General features: G+C 57.3%; 19 protein-coding genes and 2 pseudogenes. 9 read left to right on the forward strand and 12 right to left on the reverse strand.

The window, feature by feature from the left end:
• Window positions 1-66: 66 nt before the first annotated feature.
• Window positions 67-534, reverse strand: a complete 468-nt coding sequence (locus O2S87_RS10745) for a helix-turn-helix domain-containing protein (RefSeq protein ID WP_475408792.1) — start codon at window positions 532-534, stop codon at window positions 67-69.
• An 82-nt stretch (window positions 535-616) separates the two neighbouring features.
• On the opposite strand from O2S87_RS10745, the pseudogene O2S87_RS10750 reads away from it, so the two are divergent.
• From O2S87_RS10750 to O2S87_RS10760, 3 genes and pseudogenes are all read left to right on the forward strand, one after another.
• Window positions 617-1,534 (forward strand): annotated as a pseudogene (locus tag O2S87_RS10750) (Hsp70 family protein); the annotation flags it as partial.
• Window positions 1,535-1,729: 195 nt separating this feature from the next.
• Window positions 1,730-2,878, forward strand: coding sequence for a hypothetical protein (locus tag O2S87_RS10755; protein ID WP_475408793.1), 1,149 nt, complete (start codon window positions 1,730-1,732; stop codon window positions 2,876-2,878).
• Window positions 2,785-3,057 (forward strand): hypothetical protein, encoded by a 273-nt coding sequence (locus O2S87_RS10760; protein WP_475408794.1) that lies wholly within the window; start codon window positions 2,785-2,787, stop codon window positions 3,055-3,057. Before O2S87_RS10755 ends, O2S87_RS10760 begins: the two co-directional genes overlap by 94 nt.
• Before the next feature lie 110 nt (window positions 3,058-3,167).
• On the opposite strand, the gene O2S87_RS10765 is transcribed toward O2S87_RS10760, so the two are convergent.
• On the reverse strand, window positions 3,168-3,617 hold the full coding sequence (locus tag O2S87_RS10765; RefSeq protein WP_475408795.1) for a TIGR00725 family protein: 450 nt from the start codon (window positions 3,615-3,617) through the stop codon (window positions 3,168-3,170).
• Window positions 3,618-3,763: 146 nt separating this feature from the next.
• Here O2S87_RS10765 and O2S87_RS10770 point away from each other — a divergent pair, with 146 nt between their 5' ends.
• The 5 genes from O2S87_RS10770 to O2S87_RS10790 all read left to right on the forward strand — a co-directional run bounded on the left by O2S87_RS10770 (window position 3,764) and on the right by O2S87_RS10790 (window position 9,143).
• A complete protein-coding gene (locus tag O2S87_RS10770) occupies window positions 3,764-4,729 on the forward strand; it encodes a C-terminal binding protein (protein WP_475408796.1) in 966 nt (321 codons plus the stop codon).
• A gap of 57 nt (window positions 4,730-4,786) precedes the next feature.
• Window positions 4,787-5,626, forward strand: a complete 840-nt coding sequence (locus O2S87_RS10775) for an MBL fold metallo-hydrolase (protein WP_475408797.1) — start codon at window positions 4,787-4,789, stop codon at window positions 5,624-5,626.
• Between the two features lie 250 nt (window positions 5,627-5,876).
• Window positions 5,877-6,086 carry a hypothetical protein gene (locus tag O2S87_RS10780; RefSeq protein WP_475408798.1) on the forward strand — a complete coding sequence of 70 codons (210 nt, stop codon included), beginning with the start codon at window positions 5,877-5,879 and terminating at the stop codon, window positions 6,084-6,086.
• A 117-nt stretch (window positions 6,087-6,203) separates the two neighbouring features.
• A complete protein-coding gene (locus O2S87_RS10785) occupies window positions 6,204-8,099 on the forward strand; it encodes a hypothetical protein (RefSeq protein ID WP_475408799.1) in 1,896 nt (631 codons plus the stop codon).
• A gap of 144 nt (window positions 8,100-8,243) precedes the next feature.
• A complete protein-coding gene (locus tag O2S87_RS10790) occupies window positions 8,244-9,143 on the forward strand; it encodes a phosphoribosyltransferase HisG-related protein (RefSeq protein ID WP_475408800.1) in 900 nt (299 codons plus the stop codon).
• Between the two features lie 23 nt (window positions 9,144-9,166).
• Here the strand turns inward: O2S87_RS10790 and O2S87_RS10795 are convergent, their stop codons facing one another.
• Both O2S87_RS10795 and O2S87_RS10800 read right to left on the reverse strand, forming a co-directional pair.
• Entirely contained in the window at window positions 9,167-9,298 is a 132-nt protein-coding gene (locus O2S87_RS10795; RefSeq protein WP_475408801.1) for a hypothetical protein, read from the reverse strand.
• Window positions 9,291-11,057 (reverse strand): nitrite/sulfite reductase, encoded by a 1,767-nt coding sequence (locus O2S87_RS10800; RefSeq protein WP_475408802.1) that lies wholly within the window; start codon window positions 11,055-11,057, stop codon window positions 9,291-9,293. Before O2S87_RS10800 ends, O2S87_RS10795 begins: the two co-directional genes overlap by 8 nt.
• A 569-nt stretch (window positions 11,058-11,626) precedes the next feature.
• On the opposite strand from O2S87_RS10800, the gene nasA reads away from it, so the two are divergent.
• Complete coding sequence (gene nasA, locus O2S87_RS10805; protein ID WP_475408803.1) at window positions 11,627-13,756, forward strand: assimilatory nitrate reductase NasA; 2,130 nt, start codon at window positions 11,627-11,629, stop codon at window positions 13,754-13,756.
• Window positions 13,757-13,951: 195 nt separating this feature from the next.
• On the opposite strand, the gene O2S87_RS10810 is transcribed toward nasA, so the two are convergent.
• From O2S87_RS10810 to O2S87_RS10845, 8 genes and pseudogenes are all read right to left on the reverse strand, one after another.
• The gene (locus O2S87_RS10810; RefSeq protein ID WP_475408813.1) at window positions 13,952-14,656 is read right to left on the reverse strand and encodes a transposase; all 705 of its coding nucleotides are present in this window, start codon (window positions 14,654-14,656) and stop codon (window positions 13,952-13,954) included.
• A gap of 211 nt (window positions 14,657-14,867) precedes the next feature.
• Window positions 14,868-15,914, reverse strand: coding sequence for an IS630 family transposase (locus O2S87_RS10815; protein ID WP_475408804.1), 1,047 nt, complete (start codon window positions 15,912-15,914; stop codon window positions 14,868-14,870).
• Between the two features lie 40 nt (window positions 15,915-15,954).
• Window positions 15,955-16,047, reverse strand: a pseudogene (locus O2S87_RS10820) (IS5/IS1182 family transposase); the annotation flags it as partial.
• A 44-nt stretch (window positions 16,048-16,091) separates the two neighbouring features.
• Window positions 16,092-16,508: a hypothetical protein gene (locus O2S87_RS10825; RefSeq protein ID WP_475408805.1), complete on the reverse strand. Its 417-nt coding sequence runs from the start codon at window positions 16,506-16,508 to the stop codon at window positions 16,092-16,094.
• Entirely contained in the window at window positions 16,499-17,356 is an 858-nt protein-coding gene (locus O2S87_RS10830) for a hypothetical protein (RefSeq protein WP_475408806.1), read from the reverse strand. The genes O2S87_RS10825 and O2S87_RS10830 overlap by 10 nt, the downstream gene beginning before the upstream one ends.
• Window positions 17,357-17,494: 138 nt before the next feature.
• Window positions 17,495-18,088: a homing endonuclease associated repeat-containing protein gene (locus O2S87_RS10835; protein ID WP_475408807.1), complete on the reverse strand. Its 594-nt coding sequence runs from the start codon at window positions 18,086-18,088 to the stop codon at window positions 17,495-17,497.
• A gap of 11 nt (window positions 18,089-18,099) precedes the next feature.
• Entirely contained in the window at window positions 18,100-18,813 is a 714-nt protein-coding gene (locus O2S87_RS10840; RefSeq protein ID WP_475408808.1) for a homing endonuclease associated repeat-containing protein, read from the reverse strand.
• A gap of 953 nt (window positions 18,814-19,766) precedes the next feature.
• Entirely contained in the window at window positions 19,767-20,207 is a 441-nt protein-coding gene (locus O2S87_RS10845; protein ID WP_475408809.1) for a hypothetical protein, read from the reverse strand.
• Window positions 20,208-21,294 lie beyond the last annotated feature (1,087 nt).

Here is a 21,294-nt window from a genome sequence, read left to right on the forward strand (position 1 = left end):
GTTCGTGATAGAGATCAAGAGTTTCCTCCATCTGGCAGACGAACGCAGCACTGTTTTCAGGCGTAATTACCCACGATTTGGATCGGTGAGGGTGCAACCGTGTTTTTTTAGAATCTGTCGAACAGTCTCGTGAGAGATCGACTCAACGTCGATCTCGGTAAGAGCGACGAAGTGATCGGCTAACAGGTGCAGTGACCACCGAGACCGTCCTTCTGGTGGATCACTGCAGGCCAATGCAATAAGGTGAGCTTCTTCGCGTCCGTCGAGTTTCCGCTCGTAGATCCGATCGGCCTTGCGGCGAGTAATCGCCGCGAGGCCGTCCTCTGTATATCGTTTTCGGAGGCGTCCAACCGTACCGGAATGACAGCCGACGGCTTCACTGACCTGCTGGTCAGTCAAGCCGTCATCTGAGTGTAAGAGACAGCGTGCACGTGTGAGTTCGCGTGTTTTGTACGTGCCAGCTGAAAGCATAGCGTTCAGCTCGGCTCGTTCATCGGCGGATAGATCGACAGAGTACTGTTGTGTTCGTGGCATGACTCACTTCAGAAATTTCTGAATAGAGTCTAGAGGCTCTCAGAGTAGATAAATCTAGCAGTTCAAAGTTGAAGCCGCACTAGGTGGTGATGATTGGGACGAGTCGCTTGTCGCGCATGCCGTAGAGCAGTTTGAGTCGATGCACAACGTCAACCTCAGAGAAGATCCACAGGCGTACAAACGACTGAAAAACGAATGTGAGGCACTCAAAAGAAATTTGTCTTCGCGCACACGCGCAAAACTCACTGTTCCATTTATTACAGTCAAAAATAACGATCCGTTAGATTTGAATATCACCGTGACTCGTGAGAAGTTCGAATCAATGACCAGCCATCTTCGAGAACGGCTTCGAGAGCCGATTACACAGGTTCTCGACGATGCTGGTGTCTCCGGTGACCAGCTCGACAGCGTGTTACTCATTGGTGGGGCGACTCGGATGCCACAAGTCGAATCAATTGTAAACGAGATGGTGGGACCACGCCCGAAGTCGTCAGTGAACCCTGACGAGGCCGTCGCGCTCGGTGCGGCAGTCCAAGGAGCAGTGATTGCTGGCAATACGGATGATTTTCTGTTACTTGATGTTACTCCCAAAAGCCTCGGAATCGAGGTTAAAGGAGGGCTGTTCGAACCGCTGATCAAACGAAACACAACGATTCCAACAAAAGCCTCGAAAACCTACACGACGACAAAGGAAAACCAATCCTCGGTTCAGATCCGCGTGTTCCAAGGCGAGAAGCGTATCGCTGAACAGAACGAACTCTTGGGTGCGTTCGAACTAACCGGAATTCCACCCGAAGAAGCGGGAACTCCGGAAATCGTCGTGGAGTTCGCCATCGACTCCGACGGGATCGTCAACGTCTCTGCTACAGATGCAAACACGGGGAGCGTCGAATCGATCAGTATCGAAGGCGAAACAGGCTACACCGAACAGGAGATCGAAGAGATGAAAAAACAAACACGGATCAACATCTCACCGATAGCAGATCCGCTCAAAGAGTAGGTAGCGTCCGATTCCTAGGTTTCGATTCAACGCTCGAACCCGATAACGGAGGCAGTTTATACTGTGGATTCGTCAGTGGCGCAACGCTGTTGGCCAAACTGAGGACTGCCAAGACGTCCGACACATGTACCAGAATTTATGTATTCTCTCGAACTATTTCGCAATCGATATTATTGTCTGTAACATTCCGTCTGTATGCAACCGAGCAGGCGACGAGTTCTCAGCGGTGGATTACTTGCGGCGGTATCTTCGTTTTCGGGGTGTGTCGGCGACTATATTCCAGAAGGACAAGGGACTCAGGATCAGTCGACCGAGAGTTCCGAAGAAGATGAAGAAGGACAAAATGATGAAGAAGGACAAAACGGTGAAGAGACGACGACCGAGGATGACGCAGAACGGACGTCGAGCGAGATTATCGCGGATCGGACCGAGAAGGTCGTCTCCTATATCGATTGGCTCAACGCTGACTACGCCGAAGCCCGAGCCAGCTATCGCTCTGATTTGAATACGGCGATCGAACACATCGGAGAAATCCACGAACGTTCACCTGAGGAGATAACGAGCTCCGAACTCGAAACCGGCTCGGCGTTACTTCGAGACGTGAGTGAGACGGCCAAGTCCGAATTCAGCGAACAGTATGGTTCGTGGTACGGGTTTTCGACCGTCGCCGACAGGCTCGAAACGGACGTGCAGGACGATCTCGACAAAGGCGAGTACGAGCTTGCCGGTGATACTGTCGAAGACATCGACCATTCGGTTCGAGAACAGCTCCGCAACTCGGCAGTCTCGTTTTGGTTCCCCAGATACATTGTGTTTCGGCGTCCGTATCGTTACTTCATTTCGGGAGATCGGTCCGAGACAGAGAAAATATTCGAACTCGTTTGGTCGACGGAAGCCGCCGACGGTGGGTTGTTTGCGACGCCAGAACGGATGAATATCGGCCAATATCCGATGGGTCAATCACAATCGACCGATGTGTTCGATACAGGGCTTCAATCGGTCGACGATCGAGAGACGGATCTCTTCGACCGGTCGGCGTGGCTCACGACCGACACCGAACCAACAACCGAACTCCATCTGAACGTTATCGACTATGCCCTCGAGGACGACGAGTATCCCGACGAGTTCCTTTCGGAGTCCTACAGTGAGTCAGCGATCGATGATCTTCCAATTCCGGACTTCAACGAACCCCCGAAACTGTCGATATATATATACAGGGCTTTGAGAATGCCGAAACTGCAGAAGCCGCGATGGAAGCAATCGAAGAGAAAGCCAAAACTGACGGTGAAACGGAACATTACGGAGAGCGGTACAACAAACTGTATTTCTTCGATTCCGACATAGGCGAGACCTTCTACGCTGATGTTCGTCACATCGAGAACTACGTCATTGCTGTCGACGTCAACGAAACGCAGTGGTCAAATCGGTCGACCGAAGGTCTCTCCGACGACGAGACGCGATCCGAGCGATTTCTTCAAGATACGTGGCTCGACACCGAATCGAACGTGGAAGAAGACGAATAAACGGCGGATGAAAACGACGAACAAGAAGGGAACTGAAAACAATCAGGATGGGTTAGCAACGAATCAGCCCTACACAGAACGGGTATATTTGTCGGAAAATTGACTGCTGATCACACTGTTGCGGCCGCTTCAATGAACGCCACGGTTTGCTCAGGCGTCTCGACGCGCTCGATCCACGGTAGGTCGTGGGTTCGGAGCCCAGCCACGGGCCGGTCGTAAACGTGAGCGAACCCGATCTCCGAGAGCGTCCCACCGCTTCCACCGATCGCGATCACTGCCTCGCCGTTGAGTGGGACCAGCACATTCCGAGCGTGGCCCATCCCGGTCGCGATCGGCGTGGTCACGTACTCGTTGGCCGCCGAGATATCGTCGACCGGCAAAATTCCGATTGTCTCGCCGCCTGCTTCGGTCGCGCCGCGGCAGACCGCTTCCATCACGCCGCCCATCCCGCCACAGACGACGGTGTGGCCCCGCTCGGCCAGCAGTCTACCCACCAGTTCGACGTCGGCTCTGGTCGACTCGTCGAGCGGGGAGCCGCTTCCGATCACGCTGACTCGCATATCCAGAGGTCGAGTGGGCGATCCGATATGCGTATCGATGGTCGGCAATCCATATCGGCGATCGATGGAACAGATCTGTGATCGACCACTCCGAGTCAGTGGGAATCCGGCGGCCATTAATAAACCCGTGCGCTAAGTATTCATGTATGCCAACAGTCGTAGCAAGCGCGGATGCGATGATTCGGACGGAAACGCTTCAGTCGGTCCTCGGTGGGGAGGCGACGGTGATTGCGGCCGAACTGGAGTCGGTCGACGACATCATCGAAGCCGCTGCGGATGCGAGCGGGCTCGTAGTCGACGTCAACACCCCGGTGCCGACAGAGGTCTTCGAGCAGTGCGACGAACTCCAAGTCGTTGCCCGCGCGGGCGTGGGCGTCGACCTGATCGATTTTTCGGCTGCGGTCGACCACGGCGTGACGGTCGTCAACGTTCCGGACTACTGTACCGAGGAGGTTTCGACCCACGCGGTCTCGCTACTGTTGGCCGGTGTGCGGCGGCTCAACAGATACGACCGAACAATTGAAACCGGACGCTGGGACTGGACCGACGGCCAGCCGATCCACCGGCTGACCGATTCGACGGTCGGCTTTCTGTCGTTCGGCGGGCTTGCCAAACGAACCGCCGAAAAGCTCTCGGGGTTCGACTGTCGGCTCGTCGCGGCCGACCCCTACGTCGACGCCGAGGCGATGGCCGACTACGGTGTCGAGAAGGTCCCGTTCGACGAACTGTTCGAGGAGGCCGACCACATCTCGATTCACGCGCCGTTGACCGACGAAACCCACCACCTGTTCGATCGCGAGGCTTTCAAGCGCATGAGCGACACCGGGGTGCTGGTCAACGTCGGCCGCGGACCAATCGTCGACGAGGAGGCGCTCGTGTGGGCCCTGGACAACGGTGAGATCGCGGCGGCTGGACTCGACGTGCTCGAAGACGAACCACCCGAAAACTCGCCGCTGACCGACCGCGATGACGTGATTCTCACGCCGCATGCCGCGTTCTACTCGGAAGAGTCGCTGACCGAACTCAACGAACACATGGCAAACGACATTCTGGCGGTCTTCGCGGGCGAGAAACCCGACGGCTACGTCGACCCCGAGGCCGACTGGCTGTAGTCGGTCGCGCCGAGCGATTGGGTAACGTTTAGAACGGATCGCCCCGCATCTCCGACCATGACAGTAAGTGACTGGGGCGACTGGCTCCCAAAGGCAGTCGAAGCTGCTGACCCCGAAACGGTCGCGGTCTGGTATCTCGGCTGTAACGGCTTCGTACTCAAGGCAAGTGCGGGAACGACGCTCTGGATCGACCCATACGTGGGCCTCGGCGACCCGCCGCGAACGATCCGGATGGTCCCGGTGCCGTTCGATCCCGAAGACGTCACCGAGGAGGCCGTCGACGCCCTCTTGGCGACTCACGAACACACCGACCACACCCACGGCCCGAGCCAGGGACCAATCCTCGAAAACACGGGCGTGGACTTCTATGCGCCCGACGACAGCCTCGCGGTCGCCTTCGAGGATGAGGAGTGGCTGGAGAACTACGATGTCACGGAAGCGCAGTTCAACGAGGTCACCGAGGGCGACACCATCGAAATCGGCGAGTTCGAGATCGATGTGGTCGAAACCGAGGACTCGGATTCGACCCACCCCGTCGGCTACGTGATCCAGCACGACTCGGGGACGATCTTCCACGCGGGTGACAGCAAGCCGTCGAGTAACTTCGCCGATCTCGGCGAGCAGTACGACATCGATCTTGGCATACTCGCCTTTGGTGCGATCGGCAACATTCCCGACAAGGAAACCCGCGAGCCAGTCCGAACCAAATGGTACGCGACCGAAAACGAGACGGTCAAATCCGCCTCCGATCTCCAGGTCGACCGCCTGCTGCCGAGCCACTGGGACATGTGGAAAGGTATGACTGCCGACCCAACCGCGCTCCACCACCACGCGCAGTCCTACGAATACCCACAGCGGCTCGAAATCGTCGAGATCGGCGACCGCGTCGACCTATAAACCCGTACACCCCGGGTTCTGGCCGGTGCGTCCGCCCATACAGCACATACTATGCGAGCTACAGTTGTGTCCTAGTGTGGAAACTGGACGAATAATTTATTATATTTGCTATAGCGAAACACTTTCTAACAGAATAGTGTTTTAAGAAAATGAACGGCCATTTTAAGTATCTTGCTTCTGTATGTCATACTGTAGCAAACGCAGGCAGGGTTCGCAGTCACCCGCCTTCAGGACTGTAGGAGGAGTACCCATGACAACAGATTACAACTTTCCCACGTGGTTTTGGGATCCGGAGACGACAGATGAAGACCGACACGTCTGGATGACACAGGACCGCTGTCGACGACAAGCGCTTCGACAGGACACGCCGTATGCGCGAGCCGTCCGCAAGCAACGCAAGCGCATCAAGCGCCGCCAGCAGGCCCGTTCGGGAACCGTCGACGTCGCGGACTACTGTTGAGTCACCCCACCAGTAAGACGGTGAACTTTTAATCAGGAGCATTCCTCACCGTCGGGTGCGTATCAATCTCGAAAACCAGCCCGTATCATTTAAGATGCTGGTGTGAAACACCCTCTCATGAGCCAGGGGTCAGACCTAAACGAGACCGTGACAGTCTCAAACGACGGGGTCACCGTCGAAAAGACTGTTACAGCAGACGAGTTCCCCGTTCCAGCGGTCGTCTTCCAGATGGAGTCGACCGGTTCGGAGCCGGCGCACGTTCGGTTGACCGACCGGATTCCCGAGTCGTTCCCGATGGAGCGGGTTGGTTTCCATCCGGAGTTCGAGAGCGACCGGTGGACGGCCTACAAGGACCACCGCGTCGAGTTCGAACGCGACCTCGCTGCTGGCGAGTCGGTCAAAACCGTCTACGGGATTCGAACCGACGACGTCGAGGACCTCGCGTCGTTTCTCACTGAACCGACAGTAAAGGAGCTGTCGGCCAAAGAACAGCAGGAGGCCGCCGACATTGAGGGCGTTCTCGGCCCTGACAACAGCCAGCTCGTCCGGGACGTGCTTTCGGGCGAGCGCACCTCGCTGCCGGGCGTCGACGGACCCCAGCCGGTGGCCGACCCGCTTGCGTCGACCGACTCGGATCCACTCGCTGGCGCAATCGACGAGCCAGTCGATGCAGACGCAGACACAGAGACAGAAGCGGACGAAGACGTGGGCACAGCGTTAGAGGCACAAGCGGATACGGATGTAGGCACGGACGCAGATGCGGAGACAGACGGAGATACGGACACAGACGGAGACGCGGACGACCGAGAGCAACAAATAAAAACGGTCGACGCCGAACCGGACGCCGAAGATCCGGTCGAGACCGCCGGCGTCACCGAGGGCGGCGAAGACGATGATGGCTCGTCGACCGATCAGCCACGAGACGTTACCGACAACCTCGAACCAGCAGTCACGGCCTCGCCCGCGGTCGACGGCGAGCCAGCGGCTGAGGACGGCTCGTCAGTTGTCGCAGTCCAGGGCGGCATTGCCGCGGTACTCGCCGCCGAACTTCGCAACGATAACGTCTCGGAGGAGGACCGTGCGCTGCTGGAACGGGAGCTCGGCTCGGGTGTCCCCCGAAGCGTCGAGGTCCGACTCAGCCGAGTGCAATCGCAGGTCGAGGATCTATCGGCCTACAGTGACGCGCTCGAAGCATTTATCGACGAGCACGGCACTGCCGTCGAGATCTTCAACGGTCTGCGCTCGGATATCAGCGATCTGTCGGCCGAGCTCGACGAGATCAGCGTCGACCTCGATTCGGCGGCTGCCGAGCGAGCCGACCTCAGCTCGGAAGTCACCAACGTCCGAACCGGCATCAACACCGTCGAGCGCGACCTCGAAGCGCTCGACGAGCGGGTTGCCGACACTGAAGACACCGTCTACGAACTCTCCAATGAGTTCGAAGCGAGCAACACCACCGCCGACGAGGTCGACGCGCGCGTAGACGATCTCGATTCGGCGGTCTCGGCGCTCTCAGAGGAGGTCGACAGTGCGGTCGAGACGGCCACGAGCGCCGAATCCGACGCCGCCGAGGCGACCGATGCGGTCGCGGATCTCGACGGGGACATCGACAAGGCCTTCGAGGATCTCAGGGAGCTCGGCAGCACGGTAGACGAACTCGCCGAGTCGGTCTCGGGTCTCGACAGTGATCTCAGCGATGTCGACGACGAGTTGGTCGACGTCCACGACGAACTCGAAGGCCTCGACGATTCGATTCGGACGGCCAAACGACGGCTTCGCTCCGATCTCGCCGACCTCCGCGAGCGCCTCGACGATCTCAGCGATCTCGATTCGAAGGCCGATACGGGCGAGGTCGACGCGGTCGCCGACCGTGTCGACGAGTTGGCCGCCGAAATCAAGGCGCTCGAACAGTTCCGCAAGCAACTCAGCAGTGCGTTCGGTGGCGTCGGTGGCGGAATGGGTGGCGCGAACGGTTCCGACGGAAGCGGTGACGAACCCAGTGAAGACGACTGAGCAGGCTACGCGCCCCACGTGACTGAGGCAATCGAAGAATGACGGTTTGACTGGGGCACTCTCACACGACGCCCAGAGTGCCAGTCGCTGACGTAGTACGGCCGAAACGGAATCTGTTTACGAGGCGCTTGCGACACTCCGACAATGAGCCGAACGGTTCCGGTAGCGGTTCCCAGAAAGGGTCGACCCCTTGAGGCAGTGCTCGAACGACTCGCCTCGGTCGCAGACTGCGAGGCGCTCGCCGACTCGGTGAGTTCGACGCTTCGCTACGAGAAGGCGATCACGAAAGGCACCACCGAACCCGAACATGGCCCCTACGAACGGCTCGCCGAGTACAGCGATCCTCATGATCCAGCCGCCCCCGAGTACACCCTGCTGCGCGACAGCCGCGATGGCTTTCCGCGGCGCGTGGTGTTCGACAGCGCGACCATCGACCTCGGCGGGACGAAACTCCAACTCATCGGCCGCGAAGAGCCGTTTCGCGCGCTGCGAACCCACGAGTTCGCCCTCGGCTTCGACAGCGCCGACCTGGTTCTCGAAGAGGTGGTCGAACTCCACGCCGAGGGGTTGGGCTCGCTCGCCGAGATCAACCGCCGGATCAACCCCCGAGACACCGACGTTCGGGTGGTCACGGGTCTCGGCGATACGGTGTACCACTCGCTGATGGCGACTCCGGAACTACTCGACAGCCAGGCGCTCGACCGAGCGTTCGTCGACGACTACACCGGTCCGCTCTGTATCTCGCCGCGCTACGAACGACTCATTGAGGCGGTTCTCGGCACCGAGTGTGTCGACGGAATCGAGTTCGTCTATCCGAGCGAAGACAACGACGAAGAGGAGGCCGCGATCGCCGACAGTGGCCTCGGTATTTATTTGACGCTGACAGGCTCGACCGCCCGCGAGTACGGCCTCCTGGTCGGCGAGCACCTGTTCCCCAGCGAAACCGTCCTGATGGAAAACGAGTCGGAAGCCAACGAAACGGTCGACGATATAAAAACACGTCTGAGCGAGTCGGTCGACGACACCGAGCTTCGAGTCGTCTGATCTCAATCGGGGTGGTGGATCGATTAGCTCGATCCGAACAGTTCGGGCGCGACGTCGGCCGACACGTGTTCGATACCTGTCGAAGGTGCTGGCTCGGCCGTCGACCGTTCGTCTGCGTCTGTTTCGGCAGTCACTGCTGTTGATCGCTCAGTCATCAGCGTGAGCGATCCCCTGGGTTGAGATGTCCGTGTCTCCGTCCTCGTCAGCGAAGGGGTACCACGACTGTTTGGCGTCGGTGAGACACGGGTCCTCGTAGCTCGTCTCTTCAGGTTCGCTGAGTTCGATCAGCGGCTCGTCGCCGGTCGCCGCCACCCACTCGCGGAACGTCTGGCCCTCGAAACGATGGGCTGCGAAGGCTTCGACGAGGTTCTTGAGCGCGCCGGGGACCTCGTCGGCCGGCACGCGTTGGCGGATCCAGTCCACAAAGGAGGGCTCTTCGCCGATCCCCCCGCCGACACCGATGTCGAGCGCCTCGACCATTTCTCCGTTTTTGCGGCCGCGCATGCCGATCAGGCCGATGTCCGCGGTGTTCGCCTGGCCACAGTCGGCCGTACAGCCCGAAAAGTGGATTTTGAGTTGATCGACGTCATCTGGGAGGTCCACGTTGTCCCGAAGCCAGCGCAGCATCGCGGCCATCCGCGTTTTGGTTTCGGCCAACGCAAGCGAGCAGAATTCGGTGCCTGTGCAGGCCATCGCTCCACGAACGAACGGGTTTGGTTCGGGTTTGTGTTTGTGCAACAGGGGTTTTCGGAGCAGTTCGTCGACTCGGTCTGGGTCGACGTCTACGATGATCGGGTTCTGGCGGCGCGTCAGTCGGATCTCGCCCGAGCCGTACTCGTCGGCCAGATCCGCCAGTCGGATCACTTCGGGCGCTTCCATCCGCCCGACGGCGACGTTGATACCGACGTAGTAGTTGCCGTCGTTTTGCTCGTGAACGCCGAGGTAGTCGAATTTGCCCTCGTCGGTGTTGCAGCCCGCGTTGTAGGTGTACTCCTCGCGCATGTCTGTGCCGCCGGTTTTCAGCTCCCAGTCGACGTACTCGTCTTGGAGTTTCTCGCGGATCCACTCGGTGCCGTGATCGTCGACAAAGAAGCGAGCGCGGTTCTTCGAGCGAACCGAGCGGTCACCGTGATCGTGGTAGAGCTCGACGAACGCACGGACGACGTCGACCGCGCGGTCGGGTTCGACGAACACGTCGAGTGCGCGAGCGACCCGTGGTTGGTGGCCGCCGAGTCCGCCGCCAACCCGGACGTTGAATCCCAGAACCTCCTCGTCATCGATCTCCTTCGTGGCGGGTTCGAGCCCGATGTCGTTAATCGAGTCTTGTGCGCCGCCCTCGGGCGTCCCCGTTATGGAAATGTTGAACTTCCGGGGCATGTTGCACAGCGCGTTGTCGTCGCGGATCTCCGACTGGAATCGCTCTAGAATCGGCAGCGTATCGATGATCTCGTCTTTCGCTTTGCCCGCGACTGGACAACCCGAGATGTTGCGCATCGTATCGCCGCCCGCAGAGCGCGTCGTGACGCCTGCGGCTTCGAGTGTTTCCCAGACCTTCGGGACGTCTTCGAGCTTGATCCAGTGGAGTTGGACCGACTGGCGCGTCGTGAAGTCGATCCAGCCGTTGCCGAACTCGGGGTTCGACACTGGCCCAACCGCGTAGTCGCGGGCGACCTCGCCGATCGCACGAAGCTGGCCGGGTTCGAGTCGACCGTTGCAGTTGGTCAGCCGCATCATGAAGTAGCTTTCTTGGCCCGAGCGGTGGTGGAAGACGCCCCAGAACTTGAATCGGGTAAACCATTCGTCGCGTTCGTCCTCGGGAATCGAGTCGAACCCCTCTTCGGCGAACTCAAGGAGCTTTTCGCGGACCTTGTCGCCGTACAACTCCTGTTTGTACGTCTCTTTTTTGTGTACCATTATGCACGGCCCTCCATGGTAGATTTCAACTCTTGTGTGTTTTCAGTGTTTGAATGCTTGGTTGTCATGGCTATTACTACGTACATTAGCATAAAAGGCTGGCCATTTAATAAATACACAAATAATGGGCGAAAACAGACGGACTCTAATCCGCGTTCTCACGGCGACTATATTTCCTCACCTGAGGTTCGAATTTTTCTATTGCAAACATATGTATCGTGGATATGTGGGTGATCGAATTTGTGGCGCCTGTGTCGACAGGCCACAACTTTACTCACCGATTTCTACGAACGGCCCCGGTCCATCAGGATTGTACATGTCGCCTCTTTTCAACTCTTCACGCGTGCGGGCCTGTGTGTGCATTCGTTAAAAAATTGCGCGCAAAAACCAAACAAAACATGAACACCGAAACAATTATGCCGCTAATTGTCTCACTATAAATCGAAAAACCGCAAATCAATGTCGACTACTATACGCTCTCCGACCAACGGGACAGGGGTACGCACACAGCGCGGATCGACGGCCAGCCAGCCCGGAAGGCGTCGACCCACCTGCGAGCGGAGGGACCAATGAGCGGCTGGACGCCGACGACGTGCATGCGGTGTGCAGTCGGCTGCGGCCACCTCCAGAAAGGCGTCGACAACGGCTACGGGCTCGACACCGTTCGCGGCGACGCCACCCATCCGGTCAACCGCGGGCTGGCCTGCCAGCGCGGCGTCAGCGAGACGGCCGACCCGAACGGCGAGTGGCTCACCCGCCCGCTCATCCGCAAGGACGGCGAACTGGTTGCGACGAGCTGGGATATCGCCATCGAGGCCGTCGTCTCGCGGTTCCGCGCCGCGCTCGACGAAAGCCCCGACGGCGTGGCCGTTCTCGGCAGCGGTCAGCAGACCAACGAGGCTGCCTACGCGCTCGGCAAACTCGCCCGCGGCGGGTTCGGCACCCGGTATTACGACGCTAACACGACGCTCTGTATGGCCTCGGCGGTCACCGCCTACTACCAGGCGTTCGGCAGCGACGCCCCGCCGCCGACGTACGATGACATCCCGGAAGCGAACACCCACCTCATCTGGGGGGCTAATCCGACCGCCGCCCATCCCGTGATGTACCGCTGGATCGCCGACAGCGCGAGCGACGACGACTCGCAACTCATCGTCGTCGACCCTGTCGAGAGCGAAACGGTGGATGACGCCGACCGACACGTCCAACTCGAACCGGGCACCGACCTAGCGTTCGCCCGGGCGCTGTTGGCCCAGATCGTCGAGTCAGATGCACTAAATCACGACTTTATCGAGTCGTCGACCGAGGGATTCGACGCGCTCATCGAGGCGTTGCCGGACGTCGCAACCGCCGCCGAAACCGCCGGCGTTTCGGTCGAAACCGTCGAAGTAGTCGCCAACGCACTGGACGATCCGACGCTGATCTACTGGGGCATGGGCGTCAACCAGAGCGTCCAAGGCACCGCGACCGCCCGAGCCCTCATAGACCTCTGTCTGGCGACCGGCAACCTCGAACCAGGTAGTGGTCCTTTCTCGCTCACTGGCCAGGCCAACTCGATGGGGACGCGCATCTGTTCGTCGAAAGGAACCTGGCCGGGCCACCGCTCGTTCACCGACGCCGACCACCGCGCGACAGTCGCCGAGACGTGGGACGTGCCGGTGAGTCGACTGCCGAACGATCCAGGTCCGGGACCGGTCGGCATCGTCGAAGCACTCGACGGCGGCGAACCCGAGGCCTGTTGGACCATCGCGACCAACCCGGTCGCGGGCATGCCCGACGCCGACCGGGTTCGCGAGATTCTCGACGAGACGTTCCTCGTCGTGCAGGACGCCTTCCACACCGAGACCGTCGAACTGGCCGACGTGGTGTTGCCGGCGGCGACGTGGGGCGAATCCGAGGGGACGGTGACAAACATGGAACGAAACGTCTCGCGGGTTCGCGCGGCCACCGACACCCCACCAAAGGTCTGGCAGGATATCGATATCATCGCAACTATCGGTCGACAGCTCTGTCCCGGCCTCTTTGATTCGTTGCCGGTCGATCCTTCTGCGGTGTTCGACGAGTTCCGCGACCTCACCGCCGGAACGGCCGCGGATCTCTCGGGGATCTCCTACGACCGTCTCGATGCCGAACTCGCGGTTCGCTGGCCCGCGCCCGACGCCGAGACGGCCGGAGGCTACCGCTATTACGCCGAGTCGGGCTGGACGTTTCCGACGCCTTCGGGACGCGCACGATTTTCGACCGGCACCCACGGTGGGCTCGCCGAACCGGTCGACGACGAGTACCCACTCACGCTGACGACCGGCCGAACCCCCGATGCCTACAATACGGGCGTTCGAACCCGTGGTTCCGAAACCACCGAGTTGCCCGTCGCCCGGCTCCACCCCGAGACCGCCATTGAGTATGGCGAGTCGTTGGATCGCGGCCGCACGGTGATCGCCTCGCGACGTGGTTCGGTCGAGGTGTCGGTCCAGCCCGACGAGGGGGTTCCGACCGGACTCGTCTGGTTGCCGATCCACCATCCGGCCGTCAACGTGTTGACCCTGCCAGTGGTCGACCCCGAGTCCGATGAACCCAACTTCAAACAGTGTGCAATCGACCTCCGTCCCTCGTCGCCGTCGAACCCGCTGACCGATCAAGCGACGACGTTCGCCACCGAACCGACGGCCCCGGCCGACAGTTCCTCGCCCCCATCCTAACCAGTAGTTGCCGAATCAAATTCTGCTCCGCGTAAACTGAGCTGTTGCGTTCAAAACACACGATATCGCAGTAGATTACGCTGTGACGAATTCACTCAGAAAGCGAGGGAACGCCGCGTCGGCGGCGTTCCCGAGCGATGTCTCTAGAAAAAAGGGTATACTCACCGGTCATCCCGGTCGGATCTGAGTGTGTCCTCAACCGTAGTCTGTCAAGAGAACGAATCTGCGGAAGATCCGTGTCGAGATCTGAGGTGTCTTTGGAATTCTTCCAGCCGAGAGTAAGAGGTTAGCTAGCACCCAGAGATTGTACAGCGAAACCGCGAACAGAAAATAGAACAACCGCACTGAAAACGTCGGCGACGACGTTCTTGGGAGGAAATCACCGATCTGTCGATACGAGGTTTCGATCCCCCAGCGGCGGCGGAACGCCGCCGCGTACGCTTTCGCTGTCGAAGCATCTACGTCTAAACTCGTCACGAACCAGACGTGCTCATCTTCGTCCGTACGGTGTGGAACCGCAAAGACTGTGACATCTACTGACGCCGTTGGGTTGCGGTTTCGCTGCATCGTGTACTCGTCAGCGACCGTCTCAGCGCTGGCGCTGAGGCGGTCTTTCATCCCACTACTCGGTCGTGCACGCACGATATAATCGACACCCAGCTGCTCTAACTCCGCTACGACGTGGACTTGATAGAATCCACGATCCAGGTAGACGTGCCGAATTGAGACGTACTGTTGTGCGGTTTTGAGTAAGGAGCGAACGGCTTCGCGCTTGGCGCGAAAGCCGGTTGCATCCATCGGCACCACCTCAAGCGTAAACCGCGTGTGTGGTGCAACAATGCACAGCGTTGCGAAGCAAAATGCTCTGTTCGTTCCTAGATCAGGATATGTCGTTATCACGTGGTCAGTGTCAGCAGATCCGTAGAACCGCCACTCGTGAAGATCGATGGCAACATCGACGAACGCAGGAATTCGACGCTGCGATCGAAGGACTTCGAACAATCGGTCACGGACGCCATCGAACTGGTCGTCGATGGCGTCCGTTGAGAGGTTTCATAAGTGATACAAGAGTGATTTAGCGAGTGGGTTCCGAGCAGTGGACGTGGAGTGGTCAGCGTAACTTTTGAATATCGGTGAGGAACTTTTTGATCCAACCATTCGCAAATCCAAGACGTTGAGAGAGATCTAAGAATGTGTCAGTGACAAACTGTTTGAAATGCTCTTGATTCTCGAAGATTTGTGGTGAAATCTTTCGTTTGAGGCTCTTCCAGATCGGCTCAATGGCATTGAACATCGGTGAATACGGCGGGAGAAAGACGAACTCGATGCCGAGTTCGTCTGCGCGTTTCTGAGTGAGTTTCGCATGGTGTCCGCCGTCGTTGTCGGCCATAAGCAGAATCCGCCCAACCGGATTCTGCTCACGGATCGCCTCCAGTGCGTCACAGATACTTTCTTTTGTCTTCGATTCTCGGAAAATGAGCGCACTTTTCCCGATCAGCGCGTAGAAGCCAAGTGTTTTCCAGGGAACCGCAACCATCGGTTTATCGATTTCTACGGTTCGATCGTACGACCACATCCGTTGAGAGTTCTCAAAGGGCTGTGGCCAAGAAACATCAAAGAATCCGAGAACGAGTGGCTCATCTCCATCGTCTTTCGCGAGCGCTCGCTCAAAGCGCTCGCGAAAGATCTCCTCAGCATCTGGAGATTGTCGCGGATCCATCGGTCGTGGCTTTGCGTACTGCATGCCATCAGCACGCAGAATCCGCGCTAAATGAGCTCGATCATAGCTGATCTGATATCGTTCCCAGAGAAGCTCATCGATCTCTTGGGGCGTCCAAGGTTGACCGTCTTCAAGAAGCGCAAAGAACTCCTCGAACTGCTCTGAGGAGAGCTTCGCGGGTCGGCCGCCCGCGAAGCTCGGACGCAGTCCATCGACTCCGGCTTCGTTCCAAGCTTTGAGCCAGCGCCCACCAGTTGGTTGGGACACACCGACACGTCGTGCAGCTATTTCGTCGGTGTCACCAAAAGAGACGTTTTTGATGAAACAGAGTCGCCGGACGAGACGGGTCTCGTCCGCCTTTTGTGCTTCATTGATCGCGTCATCAAGCTCTTTTTCCGACAGATGTTTCACCAACTTGGTCCGACGAGAAGCCTTCATTAGCGCCTATACGCGCTCCGTAGATTCAAACATAGCGCAGACCACTCCTGGCGGGCTCGCCCGCATACTTTCCCAACGCTTGTTTAGCTAGCCGACGACACTGCTCAACGAAGTCGAGGAGATCGATCTCCATGGGCAGAGTCGAATTCCTCGGCTTCACGTTTCTAACCCGTGATATCAGCCGAATAGATTGCTATTCAACAGAGCAATATCAATATAATCTGTAGTAAATGGGTTACTCACAGAGTGCTTCTGTGGTAAGACCCACCCAAGTCGAAGTGGTTGACAGAGGGTTTCGATACCAATCGATTCTTTAGATCGAGCATGAAAGACGGTGAATAGACTCGCTGCAAACTGATAAGCACAGGTCCGTTTGAGGTTGATCGGTGTCCATATGGCGAGTGTCAGGCCATACCGTGTAGCAGCCCGTTCGAGAAAATCTTCATATTGATTGAGGTCAACTGCTGTGATGGCAATATCACTCGGCGAGACACCGTGTTCAACAAGACCAGCTGCAGTCGCTATTGCGATTCGGGTTTCTTTATGACGGGTTTGACCGACGAGTTCGACGGTTAATCGGTCACTCATCGCCATTCGAAGATCTCCTGTGCCCCAAAAGTCTCAACCGAGCTTTCTGTGGGTAGATGTTGACATATCTTTGGACCACTTTTTTCGCGAAGATAAACGTGAACGTCGACGTTGGTTATCTGGGAGACGAGTCGACACAGATCTGCCATGGGGGCGGTGAACATACTTGTCCCAGTCACAGACAACGTCTCGATATCAGGATAGACCAGTCTCCAAATTGACTGGTCTGTACGTAGTACACGCATTGCACGACACAGAAGACTTGTTTTCGAGACCGCTTGAGTGGGGTGAGTATCATTATTCGAAGACAACCGACGTTGGAGATCACTATGGAGATGTGACACACCAGCTAGTATATCGAGAGTATCTTCTGTCAATGGGACACTTTGGTCATCAAGCAGTAAAGCGAGTGCCTCCATTCGACTTGGGTGAAACCCCGTCACCAACTCAAGTTCACTTCTAGTCCGTTCGAGACGTTCGATGTGCTTCTCAAGAGGTGTTCCGAGGACAGCACCGAGATTATCATAGACTGGTGTGTCTGTCTCTCTGATCACTTCCTCGATGAGCACCAAACGATCGACACGATCTAACGCCGTCGAAGTCGATGTTCGTGCGCCACTTAGGCCTCCAGCAAGTTCACCAATCCGACGGAACGCAAAATTACTTTTAGGCCACTGTTGTTTTCGCAGATGTTCTTCAAGATTCCGCTGGTGGAGATCGGTAGGTGTGACAACTAGATGGCGCGGTGTTGTTGCACGAGCAGTATCTTTCCAGAGATGATCAAGGTCACCAATGTGGGTTTCAAATGGGAGATTATTATTCTCCAAATCTTGTATACTTCGGTGAGGTTGCATATGGTGTAGAATATATTGACTGAAGGGTGCCAGTATATTGTAGATGTATAAACAAGATAGATACTTAATAATATGGGAATAATATACCAACTATTTAGATTTTGAAGTTAAAAGGATAATATCATACGCTGTAATTAATCAATTCTGATTATTCGCTTCAACAATTGGATGACACTCACAGCAAACGGTCATAAGATTGTCTAACGCGTTGGCTTCTGCATATGAGAGACCTGCCTGTTGACATTCCCTGAAAGGACGGATATGGTGGACTGCAAGGTCAGACCCGAACAAAACATAGTGTTCATCACGCGTAAGCCCACACCGTTGACACATCTGATCGTCGGCTTGTATCGCAACTTCACGTTGTTCTGGCCAGTCTGCTCCGTAGTAGTAACCACATTTACCATGTATGTACCGTGGATGGTTCTCCCCACTCCAGTCACGCCGTTCAAGGCCAGCCGCATCAATAGCTTCAATCCAACTACCGAAGTGTCGAACGATGGTAGTGATCCCAAATCGGTTATCCAACTCCCTCCATTTAGTCACAGACGGTGTCTGACCAAGATCCTCAGCGACAGTCTGCAGTTGGTCAATTATTTCCTCAGGAGTTACACTTGACCGTTCATTAATGTCATAGCCAGCGGCTCTGAGGGCATCGTTCCATGATCCGAATACACACGTGTAGGGATACACACTTGGGTAGGTAGGATAATCTTGGAGATCATCATACATTGGAGTCCGTCCTAATTCATCACCAAGTGTTTGGAGCTTCTCAAGAAGATACTCTTTGTTGACCCGTGGCTTGAACTCAACAGGAAGAGAGGCTGCTCGAAGTGCATCAGTGAACGAGCCGAAGATCGTTCGTAGACTCCAGGAGAGAATGTATCTTCACGACTCTGTAGTTCCTCATAACGAGGTGGACGACCCAATTCAGTTGCGAGCGTAGTGAGTTCATCAACGAGTTCATCAGCTCTAATATTGTGTCGAAGTGTCGGAGTGAATCCTGACACACGAAGGGCACCATTCCATGAGCCAAACGCTTGTTTGTATGGAAACAACGAAGGTGTGGCTGAATCATTTTTGAGATCTTCTTGTGTTGGCACAGCATCGAGGCGCTCAGAGAGATCTTGTAGTTGGTTGATAAGATACGTTTGATCGTAGTTTTTTTCTTCGTTGATTTTGAGATCTTCTTGTGTTGGCACAGCATCGAGGCGCTCAGAGAGATCTTGTAGTTGGTTGATAAGATACGTTTGATCGTAGTTTTTTTCTTCGTTGATTTTGAGATCGCACTGTTCTAGAGTTTCATTCCAACCACCGAAACGCCGAACATAGGTATTGAGGCCCATAGTAAATGTCGAGTCAGTATTGACTTCGGCGGCGGTCGGAGTCCGTCCAAGATGGGCGGCAAATTTCTGTATCGATTCAATTAACTCTTGATCTGAGTATTTTTTGGGCATAGTTATTTTTTAAAGACTATGTCGACTTACTGAGCACGTGCTCTCGGTGGAACGCGACACAGCCAGCCATCTCAGAAAATAAATGAATCTAAGAGACTTTTCTTTTCAACCAATATAATTTTGAGTTAGCATTTATTCCATCATAATGATATTTGTGTGAGCAATCACGGGCGGAAGCAGGGGCTTGCCCCTGACCCGACCGGCGGCTTGCCGCCGCACCCGACTCGTCGGGCCTTGACGAGAAGGCGGTAGCGGTCAGGATTGTCAAGGAAAGGCACGCTGGCGTGTACGTGGTCGCTTCAGCGACCCCTATCGCGCGGTGCGCAGCGATATGTCGCTGAGCGACCGCCAGCGTGCTGGCTTCCTTGACTATGGCACTACAGCGTCTACTGCGTCGACGGTTCTGTCTCCGCCTCCGCTCCCACCAACGTCTCTTCGTCCACACTCACTCCCACCCGTTACGCTCTCATGCTCGCTCCCCCCACCGCCATCTCCATCTCCCACTCCCCCGCCGACTTTTCTGTATCCGGGGTGAGTTAGTAAACAGCCGAGATATCTCACAGAAGTCCAACTCGCCACCCTGCGTATACAGGCCACCCACCTGTTCACTACCTCAACACCCTACCTCGACACAAACCCGCCATTCACTGATCATCACGACAGACGACTACCCCACGAAAAACGACCTCAGGCCGCAAGGCCTCGACGACAGTCGACCGTTCCTCGCTTGAGAGTCACTGCATACAGGTGTGCGCCGTAGGCCCCAACCGATTTCGCTGTCACCAACTTCGTGTGCGATGAATCGACCTCGGTCGAGAACGCACGCGCTGTACGTTGCTGTGGCTGTACGGGGTGGTCGCGGTACTGGGTTGAGCGGGGCGGTCGACGCTGCGAGTTGCGAGTCGCTGGGCGTGTGCTGATCGAGAGGCGTCGAGCGAGATCGCCGGATCAGCTCAACAACCCAGGTACTCGCCGCAGCTTGCACAGAAGTCCTCGACGAGGATGACGTTGCCGATGCTGTCGGTATGCGAGCACGAATCGAACCCCCAGTGGCCACACGATTCGCACGCCCCGTAACGTTCGGCATCGAGGGCGATGTTGGCGTGGCGGCAGTTGGCCCCCCGGCGAGTACGAGCAGCCGTCTTGACGGCCGTCCCCATCCGGGGCGAGTAGGCTTCGTTGTGGCCACACTCACACTGGTCGGTATACGGGTTGACGGCGACTGTCTCACCCGCCTCGGTCACGACGACGTACCCAGTGTGGTCAGCGAAGAGAGTGGGCACCGCGAACACCGCGACCACACCATCGACTGCGGGGTGGTTCACTCGGTCGTAGTGGTGATCGGCTTCGAGCTGTTCGACTGCTTCGGTCGCTGCTGAGTCTTGCACAGACATAACACTCCTCGACGCCGGTGAGAAATTGCCTCCTGGCGGAGACGGTGCGGTCGGAACCGGGCCTCGCTGGGATCGCGCCCGGCGAGGCACGAGCCCGGCACGATGGAACGAAGGGGAGCGCAGCGACCGCATTCGCCCCGTCGCTGCAAGGCTGTCGAATGGGGCCGAGTGTCTGTGGATCAAACCAGGGTGCGTCTCGACTGGGAAGGGGCAGCCGATGACTGCCTGACTAGTGGCCGAACGTGTTGTCTGAATCCGGGCCAACCGTTGGCGGCTACCCTCCCCGGCACGCGACGAGTCGACTCCTCTATTCCGACGACTCCATCCCCGTCCACTCTGTCACGTCGACCGCAACATCCACCGGTCTCTGCAAAGCTGAACACGCATATCACAAACCTGAGAAAACAGGGTCAGATCTGGGGCTGACATACTGCCATCGAATGGCCCGTGCCAAGGGGGAGTCAGTAACCACCTCGAACAGCCGGTGAGAGGTGCTGGATATCGCCGTGATCTGAGGGCGTCCGATCAGCGCCGAAACACCGGGCGGGCCACCCGTTCGATACAGGCTGGATTCAAGCTGAAACGAACGTACCTACCAGTCATTGGTTTCGAGTCAGAAGCCAGCCGAAATCAACGCACCTGTGAGCGACCAATCGAGCCACCAATCCAGCGCGAAAAATAGCGCGTTCAGATGCACCTTGAACCGGGCGAAACACCGGGTTGATTGAGCAGGCGAGTCGTGGCGAAATCAACGCCGCCGAAAAACTCGGATTGGCCTGGGGAGATACCGGGAGTTGGCAGGCAACCACGAACCGAGCCGCATCCACGCCGGGGAGTCGGCCCGTACGAACAACCGAGGTGAGTAGCGGGCCAACACTCGGAGCGAAACCCACAGCGTTCCCTACCTCACGGATGTGATAGGTCGGCAAGTGAGGCCACGCCGATCAGCCGATCAAATCAGCCGGGCCATCCCCTAGTGGCCTACACCGAGATCGGGCATCGAACCGGTCGGCCAGGGGGTGCATCGAGTCCAGAGCAACAGGGATCGAGAGCCACCCGGTCGGGCTACCCGAACAGAGGGTGTCGG

The sequence above is a fragment of the Halohasta sp. A2 genome, from assembly GCF_056175805.1.

Coding starts and splice junctions, on each gene's coding strand:
- O2S87_RS10745 (WP_475408792.1), bottom strand. CDS start 534: ATGCCACGAACACAACAGTACTCTGTCGATCTATCCGCCGATGAACGA.
- O2S87_RS10755 (WP_475408793.1), top strand. CDS start 1,730: ATGCAACCGAGCAGGCGACGAGTTCTCAGCGGTGGATTACTTGCGGCG.
- O2S87_RS10760 (WP_475408794.1), top strand. CDS start 2,785: ATGGAAGCAATCGAAGAGAAAGCCAAAACTGACGGTGAAACGGAACAT.
- O2S87_RS10765 (WP_475408795.1), bottom strand. CDS start 3,617: ATGCGAGTCAGCGTGATCGGAAGCGGCTCCCCGCTCGACGAGTCGACC.
- O2S87_RS10770 (WP_475408796.1), top strand. CDS start 3,764: ATGCCAACAGTCGTAGCAAGCGCGGATGCGATGATTCGGACGGAAACG.
- O2S87_RS10775 (WP_475408797.1), top strand. CDS start 4,787: ATGACAGTAAGTGACTGGGGCGACTGGCTCCCAAAGGCAGTCGAAGCT.
- O2S87_RS10780 (WP_475408798.1), top strand. CDS start 5,877: ATGACAACAGATTACAACTTTCCCACGTGGTTTTGGGATCCGGAGACG.
- O2S87_RS10785 (WP_475408799.1), top strand. CDS start 6,204: ATGAGCCAGGGGTCAGACCTAAACGAGACCGTGACAGTCTCAAACGAC.
- O2S87_RS10790 (WP_475408800.1), top strand. CDS start 8,244: ATGAGCCGAACGGTTCCGGTAGCGGTTCCCAGAAAGGGTCGACCCCTT.
- O2S87_RS10795 (WP_475408801.1), bottom strand. CDS start 9,298: ATGACTGAGCGATCAACAGCAGTGACTGCCGAAACAGACGCAGACGAA.
- O2S87_RS10800 (WP_475408802.1), bottom strand. CDS start 11,057: ATGGTACACAAAAAAGAGACGTACAAACAGGAGTTGTACGGCGACAAG.
- nasA (WP_475408803.1), top strand. CDS start 11,627: ATGAGCGGCTGGACGCCGACGACGTGCATGCGGTGTGCAGTCGGCTGC.
- O2S87_RS10815 (WP_475408804.1), bottom strand. CDS start 15,914: ATGAAGGCTTCTCGTCGGACCAAGTTGGTGAAACATCTGTCGGAAAAA.
- O2S87_RS10825 (WP_475408805.1), bottom strand. CDS start 16,508: ATGGCGATGAGTGACCGATTAACCGTCGAACTCGTCGGTCAAACCCGT.
- O2S87_RS10830 (WP_475408806.1), bottom strand. CDS start 17,356: ATGCAACCTCACCGAAGTATACAAGATTTGGAGAATAATAATCTCCCA.
- O2S87_RS10835 (WP_475408807.1), bottom strand. CDS start 18,088: ATGTATGATGATCTCCAAGATTATCCTACCTACCCAAGTGTGTATCCC.
- O2S87_RS10840 (WP_475408808.1), bottom strand. CDS start 18,813: ATGCCCAAAAAATACTCAGATCAAGAGTTAATTGAATCGATACAGAAA.
- O2S87_RS10845 (WP_475408809.1), bottom strand. CDS start 20,207: ATGTCTGTGCAAGACTCAGCAGCGACCGAAGCAGTCGAACAGCTCGAA.